The sequence below is a fragment of the Streptomyces sp. Mut1 genome (assembly GCF_030719295.1).
Lineage (GTDB): Bacteria > Actinomycetota > Actinomycetes > Streptomycetales > Streptomycetaceae > Streptomyces > Streptomyces castrisilvae.
Window position 1 is genome coordinate 1,891,205 of record NZ_CP120997.1, and the last position, 17,545, is coordinate 1,908,749.

The 17,545-nt window shown below is 73.1% G+C and carries 14 protein-coding genes; 11 read left to right on the forward strand and 3 right to left on the reverse strand.

Annotated elements, in window-relative coordinates; genetic code table 11:
* Positions 1-41: 41 nt before the first annotated feature.
* From P8A18_RS08015 to P8A18_RS08025, 3 genes are all read left to right on the forward strand, one after another.
* Entirely contained in the window at positions 42-1,130 is a 1,089-nt protein-coding gene (locus P8A18_RS08015; RefSeq protein ID WP_306053057.1) for a nicotinate-nucleotide--dimethylbenzimidazole phosphoribosyltransferase, read from the forward strand.
* 91 nt (positions 1,131-1,221) lie between these two features.
* Entirely contained in the window at positions 1,222-3,051 is a 1,830-nt protein-coding gene (locus P8A18_RS08020) for a phosphatidylglycerol lysyltransferase domain-containing protein (protein WP_306053059.1), read from the forward strand.
* Positions 3,048-3,770 carry a hypothetical protein gene (locus tag P8A18_RS08025; protein ID WP_306053061.1) on the forward strand — a complete coding sequence of 241 codons (723 nt, stop codon included), beginning with the start codon at positions 3,048-3,050 and terminating at the stop codon, positions 3,768-3,770. Before P8A18_RS08020 ends, P8A18_RS08025 begins: the two co-directional genes overlap by 4 nt.
* Here P8A18_RS08025 and P8A18_RS08030 read toward each other — a convergent pair.
* Complete coding sequence (locus P8A18_RS08030) at positions 3,713-4,474, reverse strand: hypothetical protein (RefSeq protein WP_306053063.1); 762 nt, start codon at positions 4,472-4,474, stop codon at positions 3,713-3,715. The genes P8A18_RS08025 and P8A18_RS08030 overlap by 58 nt on opposite strands.
* An 88-nt stretch (positions 4,475-4,562) precedes the next feature.
* Between P8A18_RS08030 and cobS the strand changes: the two genes are divergently transcribed.
* The gene (gene cobS / locus P8A18_RS08035) at positions 4,563-5,342 is read left to right on the forward strand and encodes an adenosylcobinamide-GDP ribazoletransferase (RefSeq protein WP_306053066.1); all 780 of its coding nucleotides are present in this window, start codon (positions 4,563-4,565) and stop codon (positions 5,340-5,342) included.
* A gap of 9 nt (positions 5,343-5,351) precedes the next feature.
* Here cobS and P8A18_RS08040 read toward each other — a convergent pair whose 3' ends face one another.
* Entirely contained in the window at positions 5,352-6,206 is an 855-nt protein-coding gene (locus P8A18_RS08040; RefSeq protein ID WP_306053068.1) for an endo alpha-1,4 polygalactosaminidase, read from the reverse strand.
* Between the two features lie 258 nt (positions 6,207-6,464).
* Between P8A18_RS08040 and P8A18_RS08045 the strand changes: the two genes are divergently transcribed.
* From P8A18_RS08045 to P8A18_RS08075, 7 genes are all read left to right on the forward strand, one after another.
* The gene (locus P8A18_RS08045) at positions 6,465-8,018 is read left to right on the forward strand and encodes a leucyl aminopeptidase (RefSeq protein WP_306053070.1); all 1,554 of its coding nucleotides are present in this window, start codon (positions 6,465-6,467) and stop codon (positions 8,016-8,018) included.
* Between the two features lie 370 nt (positions 8,019-8,388).
* On the forward strand, positions 8,389-9,777 hold the full coding sequence (lpdA, locus tag P8A18_RS08050; protein ID WP_306053071.1) for a dihydrolipoyl dehydrogenase: 1,389 nt from the start codon (positions 8,389-8,391) through the stop codon (positions 9,775-9,777).
* A gap of 60 nt (positions 9,778-9,837) precedes the next feature.
* On the forward strand, positions 9,838-11,637 hold the full coding sequence (gene sucB, locus P8A18_RS08055) for a 2-oxoglutarate dehydrogenase, E2 component, dihydrolipoamide succinyltransferase (protein WP_306053073.1): 1,800 nt from the start codon (positions 9,838-9,840) through the stop codon (positions 11,635-11,637).
* A gap of 130 nt (positions 11,638-11,767) precedes the next feature.
* Complete coding sequence (locus tag P8A18_RS08060; RefSeq protein WP_136320625.1) at positions 11,768-12,391, forward strand: GntR family transcriptional regulator; 624 nt, start codon at positions 11,768-11,770, stop codon at positions 12,389-12,391.
* Positions 12,392-12,659: 268 nt separating this feature from the next.
* The gene (gene aceE, locus P8A18_RS08065; RefSeq protein ID WP_306053075.1) at positions 12,660-15,329 is read left to right on the forward strand and encodes a pyruvate dehydrogenase (acetyl-transferring), homodimeric type; all 2,670 of its coding nucleotides are present in this window, start codon (positions 12,660-12,662) and stop codon (positions 15,327-15,329) included.
* Positions 15,330-15,409: 80 nt separating this feature from the next.
* Positions 15,410-16,390, forward strand: coding sequence for a helix-turn-helix transcriptional regulator (locus tag P8A18_RS08070; protein ID WP_306053077.1), 981 nt, complete (start codon positions 15,410-15,412; stop codon positions 16,388-16,390).
* Positions 16,391-16,449: 59 nt separating this feature from the next.
* Complete coding sequence (locus P8A18_RS08075) at positions 16,450-16,968, forward strand: DUF4240 domain-containing protein (RefSeq protein ID WP_306060750.1); 519 nt, start codon at positions 16,450-16,452, stop codon at positions 16,966-16,968.
* 12 nt (positions 16,969-16,980) lie between these two features.
* On the opposite strand, the gene P8A18_RS08080 is transcribed toward P8A18_RS08075, so the two are convergent.
* A complete protein-coding gene (locus P8A18_RS08080; protein WP_306053078.1) occupies positions 16,981-17,508 on the reverse strand; it encodes a GNAT family N-acetyltransferase in 528 nt (175 codons plus the stop codon).
* Between the last annotated feature and the right edge of the window lie 37 nt (positions 17,509-17,545).

A 17,545-nucleotide genomic window follows, 5' to 3' on the forward strand; every position in this document is an offset into this window, starting at 1 on the left:
CCCCGGCCCACCCCACGTATCGACCCGCGAGGCAGATCCCCGTGAATCTGGACGACTTCTCCGACCTGATCGAACGCCCCGACGGGGGTGTACGGCGAGACGCCGAGGAACGCCGGGAGCGGTTCAGCGTCCCTCCGGGGGCCCTCGGCCGCCTGGACGAGCTGGGCGCGTGGCTCTCGGCCGCCCAGCAGGCGGTACCGGTGCGGGCCGTCGAGCAGCCGCGCGTGGTGCTGTTCGCCGGTGACCACGGGGTGGCGGAGCTCGATGTGTCCGGGCGCGGGGCCGGTACGGCGCACGAGCTGGTGCGGGCCACGCTGGACGGGGCGACGCCGCTGGCGGTGCTGGCCCGCCGGTTCTCCGTGCCGGTGCGGATCGTCGACGCCGGTCTCGACTGCGACCCGGAGCTGCTGCCGGAAGCGGTGGTACGGACCCGGGTGCGCCGGGGCAGCGGCCGGATCGACGTCGAGGACGCGCTGACGGCCGAGGAGGCCGAGGCGGCGGTCCGGCTCGGTGTCGCGGTGGCCGACGAGGAGGCCGACTCGGGCACCGATCTGGTGGTGCTCGGCGACCTGAGCGTCGGCGGGACGACGGCCGCGGCCACGCTGATCGCGGCACTGTGCGGCACGGACGCCTCGGTGGTCACCGGGCGCGGCGGCGCGGGGATCGACGACCTGGCGTGGATGCGCAAGTGCGCGGCGGTACGCGATTCGCTGCGGCGGGCCCGGCCGGTGCTGGGCGACCAGCTGGAGCTGCTGGCCACGGTGGGCGGCGCCGATCTGGCCGCGATGACCGGCTTCCTGCTCCAGTGCGCGGTGCGACGGCTCCCGGTGGTCCTGGACGGGGTGGTCGGCGCGGCCGCGGCGCTGGTCGGCCAGCGGGCCGCGTTCCGGGCGCCGGACTGGTGGCTGGCGGGGCAGCTGAGCGGTGAGCCGGCGCAGGCGAAGGCGCTCGACCGGATGGCGCTCAACCCGGTGCTGGACCACGGCGTCATCGTCGGTGAGGGGTGCGGGGCGCTGCTCGCCCTGCCGTTCGTCCAGGCCGCGGCCGCGCTGGCGGCGGAGCTGCCCGAGCGTGAGCCGGTGGCACAGGAGGACGGCACGGACGCCGGGAAGGGCGACGCGGAGGACTGACGGCAGGCTGCCGGTTCCTCGCTCCGCGGCTGCCTGACACCGGCCGCGGAGCAGCCCCCATGAAGCGTGATGCCCCATATGATCGCTTTCCATGGGAGAGGTCCAGATGGCCGGTGAGGAATCCGGGCGGGGTGCCGCCCGCAGACCCAGCACACAGCGTTCACGGCGCGGCGCGGCTCTGGTCATCTGGTACCTGCGCGTCGTGTCGTTCATCAATTTCCTGAGCGCCGTCTGGGTCACCTTCGGCCAGGATCTGCGCCGTCACAACACGGACAACTACTTCACCCCGTACCTGCTCACCGCGGGCTTCTCCTCGGGTGTGGTCGCGCTCTTCCTGGCCGTCACCATGCGGCGGCGCAAACGGGCCGCCTGGATCGTCAACATGGTGCTGAGCGGGCTGACGCTGCTGCTGCTCGCCGCCGTGATCGGCTTCCCGGAGGTCCGGCGGTACCCGCAGAACTGGATCTCGCTGGCGCTGACCGCCGCGTTCGTGGTGGCGCTGGCCCTCGGCCGGCGCGAGTTCTACGCGAAGGGCGACCGGTCCAACCCGAAGCTCGCGGCGGCGGTGGCGGTCGGCGGGCTGCTGATCACCTCGCTGCTCGCGGCCCTCCTGGTCACGGTCACCAACACCGCGCACGACGAATACCGTTCGACGTTCCTGGACCGCTGGGGCTACGGCGCGCTGCGGCTGGTGTCCGTCGCGGCCAGCGACTACCGGTTCCCCGGCATCACCGCGCCGGGCTGGGTCGACGTCGCCGTCAACGTCCTGTCCACGCTGCTGCTGATCGCCGTCGTGTACGCGGCCTTCCGCTCCCGTCGCGCGGTCGACCCGATCACCCCCGGGGACGAGGCGGCGCTGCGGGCGCTGCTCGACAAGCACGGCGAGCGGGACTCGCTGGGCTACTTCGCGCTGCGCCGCGAGAAGAGCGCCGTCTGGTCCCCGACCGGGAAGGCGGCGGTCGCCTACCGGGTGGTCGGCGGGGTCTCGCTGGCGTCCGGCGATCCGATCGGGGACCCGGAGGCCTGGCCGGGGGCGATCACACCGTGGCTGGCCGAGGCCCGCGAGCACGGCTGGATCCCGGCCGTGATGGGGGCGAGCGAGGAAGCCGGCACGGTCTACGCCCGGCACGGCCTCGACGCCCTGGAGCTGGGCGACGAGGCGATCGTGGAGACCGCCGAATTCACCCTGGAGGGCCGGGCGATGAGGACGGTCCGCCAGGCCTACAACCGGGTGCGGCGGGCGGGGTACGAGGTGACGGTGCGCCGGCACGCCGACATCCCCGATGAGGAGATGGCGGAGTTGGTGCGGCGGGCCGACGACTGGCGCGACGGGGCGACCGAGCGCGGTTTCTCGATGGCGCTGGGCCGGCTCGGCGATCCGGCCGACGGGCAGTGCGTGATGCTGGAGTGCCGGGACGCCACCCCCGGCGAGGACGGTACGCGGGGCGAGTTGCGGGCCCTGCTGAGCTTCGTCCCATGGGGCCCCGAAGGGCTCTCGCTCGACCTGATGCGGCGTGACCGGGACGCCGAGAACGGGCTGATGGAGTTCATGGTCATCGAACTCCTGCAACGGGCCGAGAAGATCGGCGTGACGCAGGTGTCGCTGAACTTCGCGATGTTCCGCTCGGTCTTCGAGCGGGGCTCGCGGCTCGGCGCGGGGCCGGTGCTGCGCATGTGGCGGTCGCTGCTCAGCTTCTTCTCGCGGTGGTGGCAGATCGAGTCGCTCTACCGCGCCAACGCCAAGTACCGCCCGATCTGGGAGCCCCGGTTCCTGCTCTTCGAGAAGAGCGCGGACCTGCTGCGCATCGGCGTCGCGGCCGGCCGCGCCGAAGGGTTCCTGGAGGCCCCGGGCCTGCCCAAGTGGCTGCACCGCTCGCGGCTCGGCCGGGGCCGCGACGTCCCGTCGGGACCGCGTGGATGAAGGTCCTGGGCGTGCTCCGCCGGGCGGCCCGCCACGAGTGGGGCCCGCTCCGGTCCGCCGTAAGCGCCCCGCTCGCCGCCAAGGGGCCGCGGGCCGTGCCGATGACTCTGGCGGCGGTGTGCCTGACGGGGCTGCTCCAGGTGGTGCAGAACCGGCCCTGGGGCTACGGGCCGGTGCAGGCGCTCGGCGCGGTGCGGGCCCAGGACCCGCTCGGCATGGCCCTGCTGCGTACCCCGCTGTCGCTGTTCGTACCCGCGCTGGACCTGCCGGTGTGGGGCGCGCTGGCGCAGATGCTGGTGGTGTTCGGGGCGGCGGAGATCTGCCTCGGCCGGTGGCGGACCCTGCTGATCGCGTACGCGGCGACGCTCGCCGGGACGCTGTACGCGCGGGCCGGCATAGCGGCCGGGCCCGACGGGTTCTTCGGGCTGCCCGCCTCCGACGCGTGGATCGTGGACACCGGCCCGTCGGCGGCGGTCGTCGCGCTGGCCGTCTGCGTCTGCTGCGCCCACCGGGCCCGGGTCACCGGGGCGCTGGTGATCGCGGCGATGGCGGCCGAGACCGTGATGAAGGACAACCTGGCGGGCCGGGAGCACCTGGCGGCCATCGTGGCGGCCGTCGCCCTGTGCGCGACCCCGGTGGTGCGCGGGAGGCGGCGGGGCGGTCAGGGCTTGGGCGACGGGGTGGGGACGCGGTCCGGCGCCCCGCCGATCAGGTCCTGAAACCTGCGGCGCGGCCCGGCCCAGCGGAGGTCGTGGTGGTAGGCCCGCAGCACCGCGCGGGAGCGGGCGCGGTGCCGGCCGCGGTAGAACCGCTTGGCCCACACCGAGGTCGGCCGGGCCAGCCGGACGGCGCCAACCAGGGCGACGAACGGGATCAGCGTGCCGACCACGGCCATCCGCGCCTTGCCCTTGAACAGGGCGATCAGCACGAAGCAGAAGTTGACGACGACGGTGAGCACGGCGCCGAGGCGGCCCTGTTGCTGATCGTCGCTCAGGTCGTCCACGCCCAGCGGGGAGAACCCGCCGAGCACCAGCAGCACCAGGGCCGCCGTGAGCACCACGACCTCCACGCTCTGGCGCCCCTCCTCGGTCCAGTACACGTCGTCCAGGTGCAGGATCAGCGCGAACTCGTCCAGCACCAGCCCCGCACCCATCCCGAAGACGACCGCGCAGACCGAAGCCGTGACGCCGTGCTGCCCGCCGGCCACCGCGCCGAAGCCGCCGACCACCGTGAGCACCACACCGGGCACCACGTGGTGGACGTGGACGCCGCCGGGTGTGATGTTGCGGAACGGTCCCTTCCCGGCCCGGATCATCCGGGTGATGACCCGGGTGATCCCGAACGTCAGCACGAAGGCGGCCAGGGCCAGGAGCAGCGGCAGCTTCCCCGGCTCGACGAAGTTCTGATCGAACCAGTGACCCATGCCACTCACTCCCGACAATCCGCTTCTGCCCCGTTATGCGGTATTTCGGACAATCTAGCGGGCGCCCCCACCGATTAGCCTGCGCGCCGTGACCTCCCTGAACAGCCACGGCGTACGTTTCGCCTTCGGCACCCTGACCGTGCTCCCCGTCCGCGTCACCCGCTGGGACCGCGAGGCCGCGCGTGCCGGGATGCTGTGCGCGCCCCTGGCCGGGCTCGTCGTCGGCGTGCTCGCGGCCGTCCCGGGCAGCCTGCTGCTGTGGGGCGGCGCGGGGCCGCTGCTCGCCGCCGTCGCCTCGGCCGCGGTGCCGGCCGCCCTCACCCGGGGGCTCCACCTGGACGGTCTCGCCGACACCGCCGACGGGCTGGGCAGCGGCAAGCCGGCCGACGACGCGCTGCGGATCATGAAGCAGTCGGACATCGGGCCCTTCGGCGTGATCACCCTGCTGTTCGTCCTGCTGGCCCAGGTGGCGGTCCTCCAGCAGCTGTACGCGCGGGGCTGGACGCACGGGGCGGTCGCGGCCGTCGTCTCCGCCGTCACCGCCCGGCTCGCGCTCACCCTGGCCTCCCGGCGCGGCGTCCCCCCGGCCCGGCCCGAGGGGCTGGGCGCGGCCGTCGCCGGCACGGTCCCGGTGGCCGGCGCGGTGGCCGCCGCGCTCGTGACGATGGCGGCCTGCGCGGGCGCGGGCGCGCTGCTCGGCGGGTACGGGGCGCCGCGCTGCGCCCTGTCGGCGGTGGCCGCGCTCGTGGTCGCCCAGCTGCTGCTGCGGCACTGCGTGCGGCGGTTCGGCGGGGTGACCGGGGACGTGTTCGGCGCCCTGGCCGAGACGGCGGCGACGGTGACGCTGGTGGGCCTGGCGCTCGGCTGAGGCGGCCCGTCAGCCCCGCGCGCAGGTCTCGCGCTCGACGCCCAGCTCGTACTCCTTGCGCAGGGAGCTGAGCCCCAGCTTCCGGGACCGCTCGCAGAACCGTGCCGCGGGCAGCTCGTACTCCACGTGGAAGACCGCCTTGCCCGCCTTCACGAACGGGGTGAGCTCCTCGCACTCCTCGTACTGGGCGCACTGCTCGTTGACCGCGAAGTCGAAGTCGGCGACCAGCTCCGGGATCTGCGGGAGGTCGTTCTTCAGGCCGACGGCCATCCCGTGGCGGTGGACCAGGCGCGCGATGAGCCGGTTGTAGCGCAGCTGGTCGGCGGCGGTCAGCGGGAAGCCGCTCTTGTTGCGGTAGCCGTCCATGTTGTCCGGCTCCACCGCGTCGAAGCCCTTCTTCGCGCACATCGCGATCCGGGTCTCCATCAGCGGCTCCAGGACGTCGGTGCGCCGGATGTCGAGCCAGCGCTCACCCTTCCAGCCGTTGCCCTTGCCGAGAACGGCGGTGGGGAACCGCGCCGCGTCCGGGCGGAAGTCCTCCCAGGCGCCGGTGGACAGGTAACAGATGACCTTGCGCCCCGCGCCGTGCAGCGCCTCGACGTCGGCCGCGTCCCGGTCGAAGCCGTCGATGTCGTACACCGGGGCGTCCACCGTCGTGTCGAGCCCGCCCGACAGCTGCCACTGCCAGTCGGTGCCCGGCTCCGGCTGCCAGCGCGCGGCGGGCCGCGGGGAGGCGGATTCCTTGCCCTCGGGGGCCCGCTCGGACCGCGACGAGCAGCCCGTGAGCGTCACCAGCACCATCAGTACGGTGACGGCGAGAGCACCGCGCCCCGCGGTCACCCGAGCGGCCGTCCGGTCGCGCATCGTTCCCCCATGTTCCCTCGGCCCCCGCCAACGCCTCTGCGCCCGGGACCCGTTCCGCCGGGACGATCTTCCCGGGACCACCACCGTACGACGCCCGCGGACGCCGGACGCCCCGCCGCCGTGATCAGGCAGCAAAGGCGCGCGTAGGCTCATTCCCGGCACATTGCGGCGGCGTCTACGATGCGCCGGGCCCGGTCGGCCACCCCTTCGACCGACACAGACCGGAAAAGAACTCAACGGAAGCGAGATTTCACCACCGTGACTGCTCTCACTCTCAGCACTGCCGGTGCGGCGACGCTGCGCGCCGACGCCCTCGTCGTGGGCGTCGCCAAGGGCGCTGGATCCAAGTCTGGGGACCTCGTCCTCGCACCGGGCGCCGAGGCCGTGGACAAGGCGTTCGGCGGGAAGCTCGCCGCCGTCCTGGCGACCCTGGGCGCCTCGGGTGCCGAGGGCGAGCTGACCAAGGTCCCCGCCCCCGAGGGCCTCAAGGCCCCGGTCGTCGTCGCGGCCGGTCTCGGCGCGGCCCCGAAGAAGGACGGCGCGTACGACGCCGAGGCGCTGCGCCGGGCCGCCGGTGCGGCCGCCCGCTCGCTGGCCGGCGCCAAGAAGGCCGGCTTCGCGCTGCCCATCGCCTCCGTCGAGGACGCCGAGGCCATCGCGGAGGGCGCGCTGCTCGGCGCGTACGCCTTCACCGCCTACCAGGCCGGCGAGAACAAGCTCGCCCCCAAGGACGCCAAGGCCGGCGGCCCGAAGCTGCCGCTCGCCGAGGTCGCCGTGCTCGGCGCCAAGCCGCGTGACAAGGCGTTCAAGGCCGCCGCGGAGCGCGCCCTCGCCGTGGCCGAGGAGATCAACCGCGCCCGCGACCTGGTGAACACCCCGCCGAACGACCTGTACCCCGAGTCCTTCGCCGCCGTGGCCACCGCCGCCGGCAAGGAGCACGGCGTCAAGGTGCAGGTCTTCGACGAGAAGGCACTCGTCAAGGGCGGCTTCGGCGGCATCCTCGGCGTCGGCCAGGGCGCGGCCCGCGGCCCGCGCCTGGTGAAGCTCGCCTACACGCACCCGAAGGCGGAGAAGACCCTGGCCCTCGTGGGCAAGGGCATCACCTACGACTCGGGCGGCATCTCGCTCAAGCCGGCCGGGCACAACGAGACGATGAAGTGCGACATGGCCGGCGCGGCCGCTGTGTTCGCGACCGTCGTCTCGGCCGCCCGTCTGGGCCTGCGCGTCAACGTCACCGGCTGGCTGGCGCTCGCCGAGAACATGCCGTCGGGCAGCGCCACCCGCCCCGGTGACGTCCTGCGCATGTACAGCGGCAAGACCGTCGAGGTCCTCAACACCGACGCCGAGGGCCGGCTCGTCCTGGCCGACGCGCTGACCCGCGCGTCGGAGGAGAAGCCGGACGCGATCGTCGACGTGGCGACCCTGACCGGCGCGATGGTGCTGGCCCTGGGCAACCGCACGTTCGGCATCATGGCCAACGACGACGCCTTCCGGACCTCGATCCACGAGATCGCCGACGAGGTCGGCGAGGCGTCCTGGCCGATGCCGCTCCCGGCCGACCTGCGCAAGGGCATGGACTCGCCGACCGCCGACATCGCCAACATGGGCGAGCGGATGGGCGGCGGCCTGGTGGCCGGTCTGTTCCTGAAGGAGTTCGTGGGCGAGGGCATCGCCTGGGCGCACCTGGACATCGCGGGCCCCGCCTTCCACGAGGGCGCCCCGTACGGCTACACGCCCAAGGGCGGCACCGGATCGGCGATCCGCACCCTGGTCAAGCTGGCGGAGCGCACCGCCGACGGCGACCTCGGCTGAGGCGACGGCCGCGCCAGGGGCGTCGCGCCGCGGCCCCGGCCACGAACGGCGAGGCGCCCCTGCGGCCCCGGGCATACGTCCGGGGCCGTACGCGTTCCCCTCACGGCACCGCGGCCGGGAAAGGGACGGTTTCGCTCTCGACGAAATCCTCTGTTTCCTACCCAGCGGTAATCCACTGGGACGGACGATCATCCGTCCCGGACACGGGCCCCGCGTCCCGCCCACCGTCAACAAGTGCGAAGATGGGTTCTCGGCAGGACAGGGCCCCCACCACAGGGCCGAAGACAAAGCGGCCGCACACCAGCCGACCGGCCGGTCACACCCCGAGGACGGGGCCCGGCGTACGGCGCACATGCATGGAGGACGTGACGTGGCGAACGACGCCAGCACCGTTTTCGACCTAGTGATCCTCGGCGGTGGCAGCGGCGGGTATGCCGCGGCCCTGCGCGGAGCGCAGCTGGGCCTGGACGTCGCTCTGATCGAGAAGGGCAAGGTCGGCGGCACCTGCCTGCACAACGGCTGCATCCCCACGAAGGCCCTGCTGCACGCGGGCGAGATCGCGGACCAGGCCCGCGAGGCCGGCCAGTTCGGCGTCAAGGCCACCTTCGAGGGCGTCGACATGGCGGCCGTCCACAAGTACAAGGACGACGTGATCTCGGGCCTGTACAAGGGTCTCCAGGGTCTCGTCGCCTCCCGCAAGGTGCACTACATCGAGGGTGAGGGCCGGCTCTCCTCCCCCACCTCGGTGGACGTGAACGGCCAGCGCGTCCAGGGCCGCCACGTGCTCCTGGCGACCGGCTCCGTGCCGAAGTCGCTCCCGGGCCTGGAGATCGACGGCAACCGCATCATCTCCTCGGACCACGCGCTGAAGCTGGACCGCGTGCCGAAGTCCGCGATCGTGCTGGGCGGCGGCGTCATCGGCGTCGAGTTCGCCTCCGCGTGGACCTCGTTCGGCACCGACGTGACGATCATCGAGGGCCTGAAGCACCTCGTCCCGGTCGAGGACGAGAACAGCTCGAAGCTCCTGGAGCGCGCGTTCCGCAAGCGCGGCATCAAGTTCAACCTCGGCACGTTCTTCCAGAGCGCCGAGTACACACAGGACGGCGTCCGGGTGACCCTCGCCGACGGCAAGACCTTCGAGGCGGAGGTGCTGCTGGTCGCCATCGGCCGCGGCCCGGTCTCGCAGGGCCTGGGCTACGAGGAGGCCGGGGTCGCCATGGACCGCGGCTACGTCCTGGTCGACGAGTACATGCGGACCAACGTGGAGACGATCTCCGCCGTCGGCGACCTGGTCCCGACGCTCCAGCTGGCGCACGTCGGCTTCGCCGAGGGCATCCTCGTGGCGGAGCGACTGGCCGGTCTGCAGACCGTCCCGGTCGACTACGACGGTGTTCCCCGGGTGACGTACTGCCACCCCGAGGTCGCCTCCGTCGGTATCACCGAGGCCAAGGCCAAGGAGCTCTACGGCGCGGACAAGGTCGTCGCGCTGAAGTACAACCTCGCGGGCAACGGCAAGAGCAAGATCCTCAAGACCGCGGGCGAGATCAAGCTCGTCCAGGTCAAGGACGGTGCCGTGGTCGGCGTCCACATGGTCGGTGACCGTATGGGCGAGCAGGTCGGCGAAGCCCAGCTGATCTACAACTGGGAGGCGCTGCCGGCCGAGGTCGCCCAGCTCATCCACGCCCACCCGACCCAGAGCGAGGCGCTCGGCGAGGCCCACCTGGCCCTGGCCGGCAAGCCCCTGCACTCCCACGACTGACCAGTCGACCGGGCGCGACGACCGACCACTTCCGCATTTTCGTTAGGAGCAACTGAAACCATGTCGGTTTCCGTAACCCTGCCGGCGCTCGGAGAGAGCGTCACCGAGGGCACTGTCACCCGCTGGCTGAAGGCCGAGGGCGAGCGCGTCGAGGCCGACGAGCCGCTGCTCGAGGTGTCGACCGACAAGGTCGACACCGAGATCCCGGCCCCCGCCTCCGGCATCCTCTCCGCCATCAAGGTCGCCGAGGACGAGACCGTCGAGGTCGGCGCCGAGCTGGCCGTCATCGACGACGGCTCGGGCGCTCCGGCCGCCGAGGCCGCCCCGGCCGCCGAGCCGGCCGCGGTCCCCGCCCCGGCCGCCACCGAGGCCCCGGCCGCCCCGTCGACCGAGACCCAGGCCCCGGCCGAGGCGCCGAGCGCCGAGGCCACCGCCGGCGCCTCCTCCGCCTCCGGTACCGACGTCACCCTGCCGGCGCTCGGCGAGAGCGTCACCGAGGGCACCGTCACCCGCTGGCTGAAGGAGATCGGCGAGGAGGTCACGGAGGACGAGCCCCTCCTGGAGGTCTCCACGGACAAGGTCGACACCGAGATCCCGGCCCCGGTCTCCGGCGTGCTGCTGGAGATCGTCGTCGCCGAGGACGAGACCGCCGAGGTCGGCGCCAAGCTCGCCGTCATCGGTGCGCCCGGTGCCGCCCCGGCCGCCGCTCCGGCCCCGGCCCCGGCCGCCCCCGCACCGGCTCCGGCGGCTCCGGCTCCGGCGCCCGCCGCTCCGGCCGCCCCCGCGCCGGCACCCGCCGCGCCCGCTCCGGCTCCGGCGGCCCCGGCACCGGCCGCTCCGGCGCCCGCGGCTCCGGCTGCCCCGGCTCCGGCTCCGGCCGCTCAGGCTCCGGCCGCCCCGGCCGCGACCTCCGGTGACGACGGCGCGTACGTCACGCCGCTGGTCCGCAAGCTCGCCGCCGAGAACGGCGTCGACCTGGGCTCGGTCAAGGGCACCGGCGTCGGTGGCCGTATCCGCAAGCAGGACGTGGTGGCCGCCGCGGAGGCCGCCAAGGCCGCCGCTGCCGCCCCGGCGCCCGCCGCCGTGACTGCCGGGGGCCGTGCCGCCGCCTCCAAGGCGCCGAAGCTGGAGGCCTCCCCGCTGCGCGGTCAGACGGTCAAGATGACCCGCATGCGCAAGGTCATCGGCGACAACATGATGAAGGCGCTGCACTCGCAGGCCCAGCTGACCTCGGTCGTCGAGGTCGACGTCACCAAGCTGATGAAGCTGCGCAACAAGGCGAAGGACGGCTTCGCGGCCCGCGAGGGCGTCAAGCTCTCCCCGATGCCGTTCTACGTCAAGGCCGCCGCCCAGGCGCTGAAGGCCCACCCGGTCATCAACGCCCGGATCAACGAGGACGAAGGCACGATCACGTACTTCGACTCGGAGAACATCGGCATCGCCGTGGACGCCGAGAAGGGCCTGATGACCCCGGTCATCAAGGGCGCGGGCGACCTCAACATCGCCGGTATCTCGAAGAAGACCGCCGAGCTGGCCGGCAAGGCCCGCGGTGGCGGCCTGACGCCGGACGACATGTCCGGTGCCACCTTCACCATCAGCAACACCGGCTCGCGCGGTGCGCTGTTCGACACCGTCATCGTGCCGCCGAACCAGGCAGCCATCCTGGGCATCGGCGCCACCGTCAAGCGTCCGGCGGTCATCGAGACCGAGGAGGGCACCGTCATCGGTGTCCGCGACATGACGTACCTCTCGCTCTCCTACGACCACCGTCTGGTGGACGGCGCGGACGCCGCCCGCTACCTGACCGCGGTCAAGGCGATCCTGGAGGCCGGCGAGTTCGAGGTCGAGCTCGGCCTGTAACCAGCCTCACGATCGGCGCCCCCGTCCGGAACACTCCCGGGCGGGGGCGCCGCCGTATTGTCTAGACACCACCGGTCGCCCCGGCCACCGTGCCGGTGCAGGCGTACCGGTCTGTCCGAAGGAGCCCGTCATGACCCCGCCCGTCGTCCACTCGCTGCGCGAACAGATCCGCGAGCACATCGTGGAGGGGATCGTCAGCGGGCGCTGGAAGCCGGGCGAGCGGATCGTGGAGCGGCGCATCGCCACCGAGCTGGAGGTCAGCCAGACGCCCGTGCGCGAGGCGCTGCGGGAGCTGGAGACGCTGCGGCTGATCGAGTCGGCGCCCAACAAGGGCGTCCGGGTCCGCAACCTCACGGCCGCCGATCTGGAGGAGAGCTACCCCGTACGGGCCGGTCTGGAGCAGATCGCCGCCGAGCTGGCGGCCCCCGGGCTCGGCGAGGACTGCTCGCTGCTGGCCCCGCACGTGGCGGCGCTCTACGAGGCGGACCGGCTGGCGGACGGCGAGGCGCAGGTGCGCCACACGGTCGCCTTCCACCGCGAGATGGTGCGGGCGGCGGGCAACGCGGTGCTGCTGCACACCTGGGAGGGGCTGGGCATCGAGGTGTTCACGGCGCTGTCGATCCGCTGGCTGGGGACGGTGCAGAAGTCGTACGCCGAGGAGCACGAGGCGCTCATCGACGCCTTCCTGCGCAAGGACCCGGACATAGGGACCCTGGTCAAGGCGCACGTGCTGGGCTGCGCGCCGCGCGCCTGAGCCCCGCGCCGGGCCGGTGACGCATCTGTCACGAGGGGTGCTCAACCGTGCAGGTCAGCGCCCCTTTTGCCTGCTAAATCCCGTCACTCGGTGCCCCATTTCATGGCACGGCATGCCACTTTCTTCAGAACGAGAAGTTTTTCCTTTCATCCTTTGATCGATCATCGATCGGCGACTTACAGTTCACTTCGCGGGCCCACCGGCCCCATCGCCCTGTCCTGCCAGTCAGGGACTTCTCCACCCCCCTCCTCACCGGAAGGCGGCGATCATGACCGACCCCGTAGGAAAGCTTCCGAGCGAGCTCGACCAGCTCCCGGACCGCGACCCGGAGGAGACCGCTGAATGGGCGGCCTCCCTGGATGCCGTCACCAAGGCCGCGGGCCCGCACCGCGCCGCGTACCTGATGCGCCGGTCGCTCCAGCACGCCGAGGGCGCCGGTCTCGCGCTGCCCAAGCTGCTGGAGACCGATTACATCAACTCCATCCCGACCGCCGCGGAGCCCGCCTTCGACGGTGACCTGGAGATGGAGTCGAAGATCACCGCGTGGAACCGCTGGAACGCGGCCGCGATGGTCACCCGCGGCTCGCGCTTCGGCGTCGGCGGCCACATCGCCACCTTCGCCTCGGCGGCCTGGCTGTACGAGACCGGCTTCAACCACTTCTTCCGCGGCAAGGAGGGCGAGGGCTCCGGCGACCAGCTGTACATCCAGGGCCACGCCTCCCCCGGCATCTACGCCCGCGCCTTCCTCGACGGCCGGCTCGACGAGCAGCAGCTCGACAACTTCCGCCAGGAGGCGGGCGGCAACGGCCTGCCGTCCTACCCGCACCCGCGGCGGCTGCCCTGGCTGTGGGAGTTCCCGACCGTCTCGATGGGCCTCGGCCCGCTCTCGGCGATCTACCAGGCGCGCTTCAACCGCTACCTGGCCAACCGCAACATCAAGGACACGTCGAACTCGCACGTCTGGGCCTTCCTGGGCGACGGCGAGATGGACGAGCCCGAGTCGACCGCCGCCCTCGCCCTCGCGGCCCGTGAGCAGCTCGACAACCTGACCTTCGTCATCAACTGCAACCTCCAGCGCCTCGACGGCCCGGTCCGCGCCAACTTCCGCGTGGTCCAGGAGCTGGAAGGCGCCTTCCGCGGCGCCGGCTGGAACGTCGTCAAGACGCTCTGGGGCACCGCCTGGGACGAGCTGTTCCAGCTCGACACCACGGGTGCGCTGGTACGCCGGCTCCGCGAGGTCCCGGACGCGCAGTTCCAGACGTACGCCACCCGCGACGTCGCCTACATCCGCGAGCACTTCTTCGGCGCCGAGCCCGCCCTCGCCGAGCTGGCGAAGCTGCTCACCGACGCGAAGATCGCCGAGTGCTTCCACACCTCGCGCGGCGGCCACGAGGCCCGCAAGGTCTACGCGGCGTACCGGGCGGCCCTGGCGCACAAGGGCGCGCCGACGGTGATCCTGGCGCAGACCGTGAAGGGCTACACGCTCGGCCCCGGCTTCGAGTCGCGCAACGCCAACCACCAGATGAAGAAGCTGGACGGCAAGCAGTTCCGCGCCATGCGCGACCTGCTCGACCTGCCGATCCCGGACGCGAAGCTGGACGAGGGCCTGGTGCCCTACGCCCACCCGGGCGCCGACTCCCCCGAGGTCCGCTACCTCCAGGAGCGCCGCGCCGCCCTCGGCGGCCCCGCCCCGGCCCGCCGGGTGCACGCGGTGGCGCTGCCGACGCCCGAGGAGCGCGCGTTCGCCGCGCTGAAGAAGGGCTCCGGCAAACAGGAGCTGGCCACCACGATGGCCTTCGTCCGCCTGGTCAAGGACCTGATGCGGGACAAGCAGACCGGCAAGCGCTGGGTCCCGATCGTCCCCGACGAGGCCCGGACCTTCGGCATGGAGGCGCTGTTCCCGTCGGCCGGCATCTACTCGCCGCTCGGCCAGACGTACGACCCGGTCGACCGCGACCAGCTGATGTACTACAAGGAAGCCAAGGACGGCCAGGTCCTCAACGAGGGCATCACCGAGGCCGGCGCCATGGCCGACTTCATCGCCGCCGCCACGTCGTACGCGACGCACGGCGAGCCGATGATCCCGTTCTACATCTTCTACTCGATGTTCGGCTGGCAGCGTACGGGCGACCAGTTCTGGCAGCTCGGCGACCAGCTCGGCCGCGGCTTCGTGGTCGGCGCGACCGCCGGCCGTACGACGCTGACGGGTGAGGGCCTCCAGCACGCGGACGGCCACTCGCACCTGATCGCGGCCACGAACCCGGCGTCGCTCAACTACGACCCGGCGTTCGCGTACGAGATCGCGGTGATCGTCCAGGACGGTCTGCGCCGGATGTACGGCCCCGACGCCGAGGACGTCTTCTACTACCTGACGGTCTACAACGAGCCGAAGCCGCAGCCCGCGATGCCGGAAGGCGTCGAGGAGGGCATCGTCAAGGGCCTCTACCGCTTCAAGGAGGGCACGCCCGCCAGGGCGGACGCGCCGCGCGCCCAGCTGCTGGCCTCCGGTACGGCGATCCACTGGGCCCTGGAGGCCCAGGAGCTGCTCGCCGCCGACTGGGGTGTCACGGCCGACGTCTGGTCCGCGACCTCGTGGGGCGAGCTGCGCCGGGAGGCGCTGGAGTGCGACGAGGCGCTGCTCCGCGGTGAGCAGCGGGTGCCGTACGTGACGCAGGCGCTGGAGGGCGCGCCGGGTCCGGTCCTCGCGGTCAGCGACTGGATGCGCGCGGTGCCGGACCAGATCAGCCAGTGGGTCGAGCAGGACTGGTCCTCGCTCGGCACGGACGGCTTCGGGATCTCCGACACCCGTGACGCGGCCCGCCGCCACTTCGGTGTCGACGCCCAGTCCGTCGTGGTCGCGGTCCTGGCCCAGCTGGCCCGCCGCGGCGAGGTCCCGGCAACGGCGGTCAAGGAGGCCCGGGACCGGTACGGTCTCTGACCTCACGCACGGTCGAGCCCGTCCCGCGCCCCGTGCGCGAGGCGGGCTCGTCCCGTTTTCCGTACGGCCACAATGGCCGTATGCGTGCTGCCCGGCTGATCAGAATGGTGCTGCTCCTCCAGGCCCGCCCCGGTATGACCGCAGCCGGGCTCGCCGCGGAGCTGGAGGTGTCCGAGCGGACCGTCACCCGGGACGCCCGGGCCCTGTCCGAGGCCGGTGTCCCGGTGTACGCGGAACGCGGCCGGGCGGGCGGCTACCGGCTCGTCGGCGGGTACCGCACCGGGCTGACCGGGCTCGCCCGGGACGAGGCCGAGGCGCTCTTCCTGTCCGGCCTGCCGTCGGCCCTGCGCGAGATGGGCCTCGCGGACGCCGCGTCCGCCGCCCGCCTGAAGGTCTCGGCGGCCCTGACGCCCGCCCTGCGGGACGCCCCCGCCGGGGCGGGCCGCCGCTTCCACCTGGACGCGCCCGCCTGGTACCAGGAGCCGGTCGCGCCCGAGCTGCTGCCCGCCGTGGCCGAGGCCGTGTGGCGCGACCGCCTGCTCCTCGCCCGCTACCGGCGGGCCGGCCGGGAGACCGGGGCGGAACGGGAGCTGGCACCCTACGGCCTCGTCCTGAAGGCCGGGGTCTGGTACCTGTGCGCCCGCGCGGGCGACGACTTCCGGGTGTACCGGATCGACCGGTTCACCGCCGCGACCGTCTCGGACACGCCGTTCGTCCGGGACGAGGGCTTCGACCTGCCCTCCTTCTGGGCGGAGCGGTCGGCCGAGTTCGCCCGGTCGCTGCTGCGGGCGCGGGTGACGGTACGGCTCTCGGAGACGGGAGTGCGTCTGCTGCCGCACGCCGTGGACCGGGCCGCCGCGCGGGAGGCGCTGGAGGCGGCGGGGCCGCCCGGCGCCGACGGATGGGTCACGGTCACCCTGCCGGTCGAGTCCCTGGACGTCGCCCGCGGCCAGCTGATGGGCCTCGGGCCGGAGTTGGAGGTGCTGGAACCCGCGGCCCTGCGCGCCGGGTTCGCGGCCGCCGCCGCCCGGCTGCACGCGCTCTACCGGGGCGCGTCCTGAGCCCCGTCGCGGTGACTGGGCGTGCGTGGCCCGCGCCCAGGGCAGATGCTGGACCCGTGATGGACGAGACGGAGTTCTGGGAGCTGGTCGACAGCACCCGCGAGGCCGCCGACGGCGACCCCGAGGACCATGCCGACCTGCTGGTCGAACGGCTGGTGCGGCTCGATCCCGATTCCGTGCTGGACTTCGCCCGGCACTTCGAGGCCCGCTTCAACCGCGCCTACCGCTGGGACCTGTGGGCCGCCGCCGCCGTGCTGCTCGGCGGGGCCGACGAGGACGCCTTCGACTACTTCCGCTGCTGGCTGATCGGCCGGGGCCGGGAGGTCTTCGAGGGCGCGGTGCACGACCCGGACAGCCTGGCCGAGCTGCTGGACGACTTCGACGAGGAGCTGGACGGGGACGCGGAGGAGCTGGGATACGCGGCCGACGAGGCGTACGAGCAGCTCACCGGCCTGGTCGCGCCCGACCTGGGGCTGCCGCCGCAGGCCGAGGAGCCGGAGGGCACACCGCTGGACCCCGGCGACGACGCGGCGCCGGCGGCCCGGCTGCCCGCGCTGTGGGAGCGGTTCGGCCACTGAGCGCCGCGCGGGTCACGGGGCGAGCGGCCGGCCCATCATCACGTCGTCCACGTACCGCCCGTCCAGGAAGAACTCGCCGCGCAGCACACCCTCGACGGTGAAGCCCTCCGCCTCGTACAGCGCGCGGGCCGGCGCGTTGTGGCCGAGGACCCGCAGGGTCATCCGGTTCGCGCCCTCGCCGCGCGCCGCGAGGCAGCCGGCCCGGACGAGCGCGCGCCCGACGCCCCGGCCGCGCGCCCAGTCGGCGACGGCGAGGCCCTGTATCTGACGGACGTGCGCGTTGCAGGCCAGCGGGGTGGGCGGCACCACCCGGATGTATCCGGCCAGGCCCCAAACCCCCGCCTCGTTCACCGCCTCGGCCACCAGGATGTCCTGGGGCGGGTGCCGCTCGTCGAAGAACGGTTCGTAGGGCGGCTGCGGGCGCGGCTGCACGGAGTGCAGCGTCGACCAGGTGGCCCGGTCCAGTTCGCCGAGTGCGGGGCCGTCCTGCGGGACGGCGCGGCGGACGGCAGGGGCTGCGGCGGCGGGTGACTCGGTCATGGCCGCCACTGTGCCACGGCGGTGCCGGGCGGGGTCC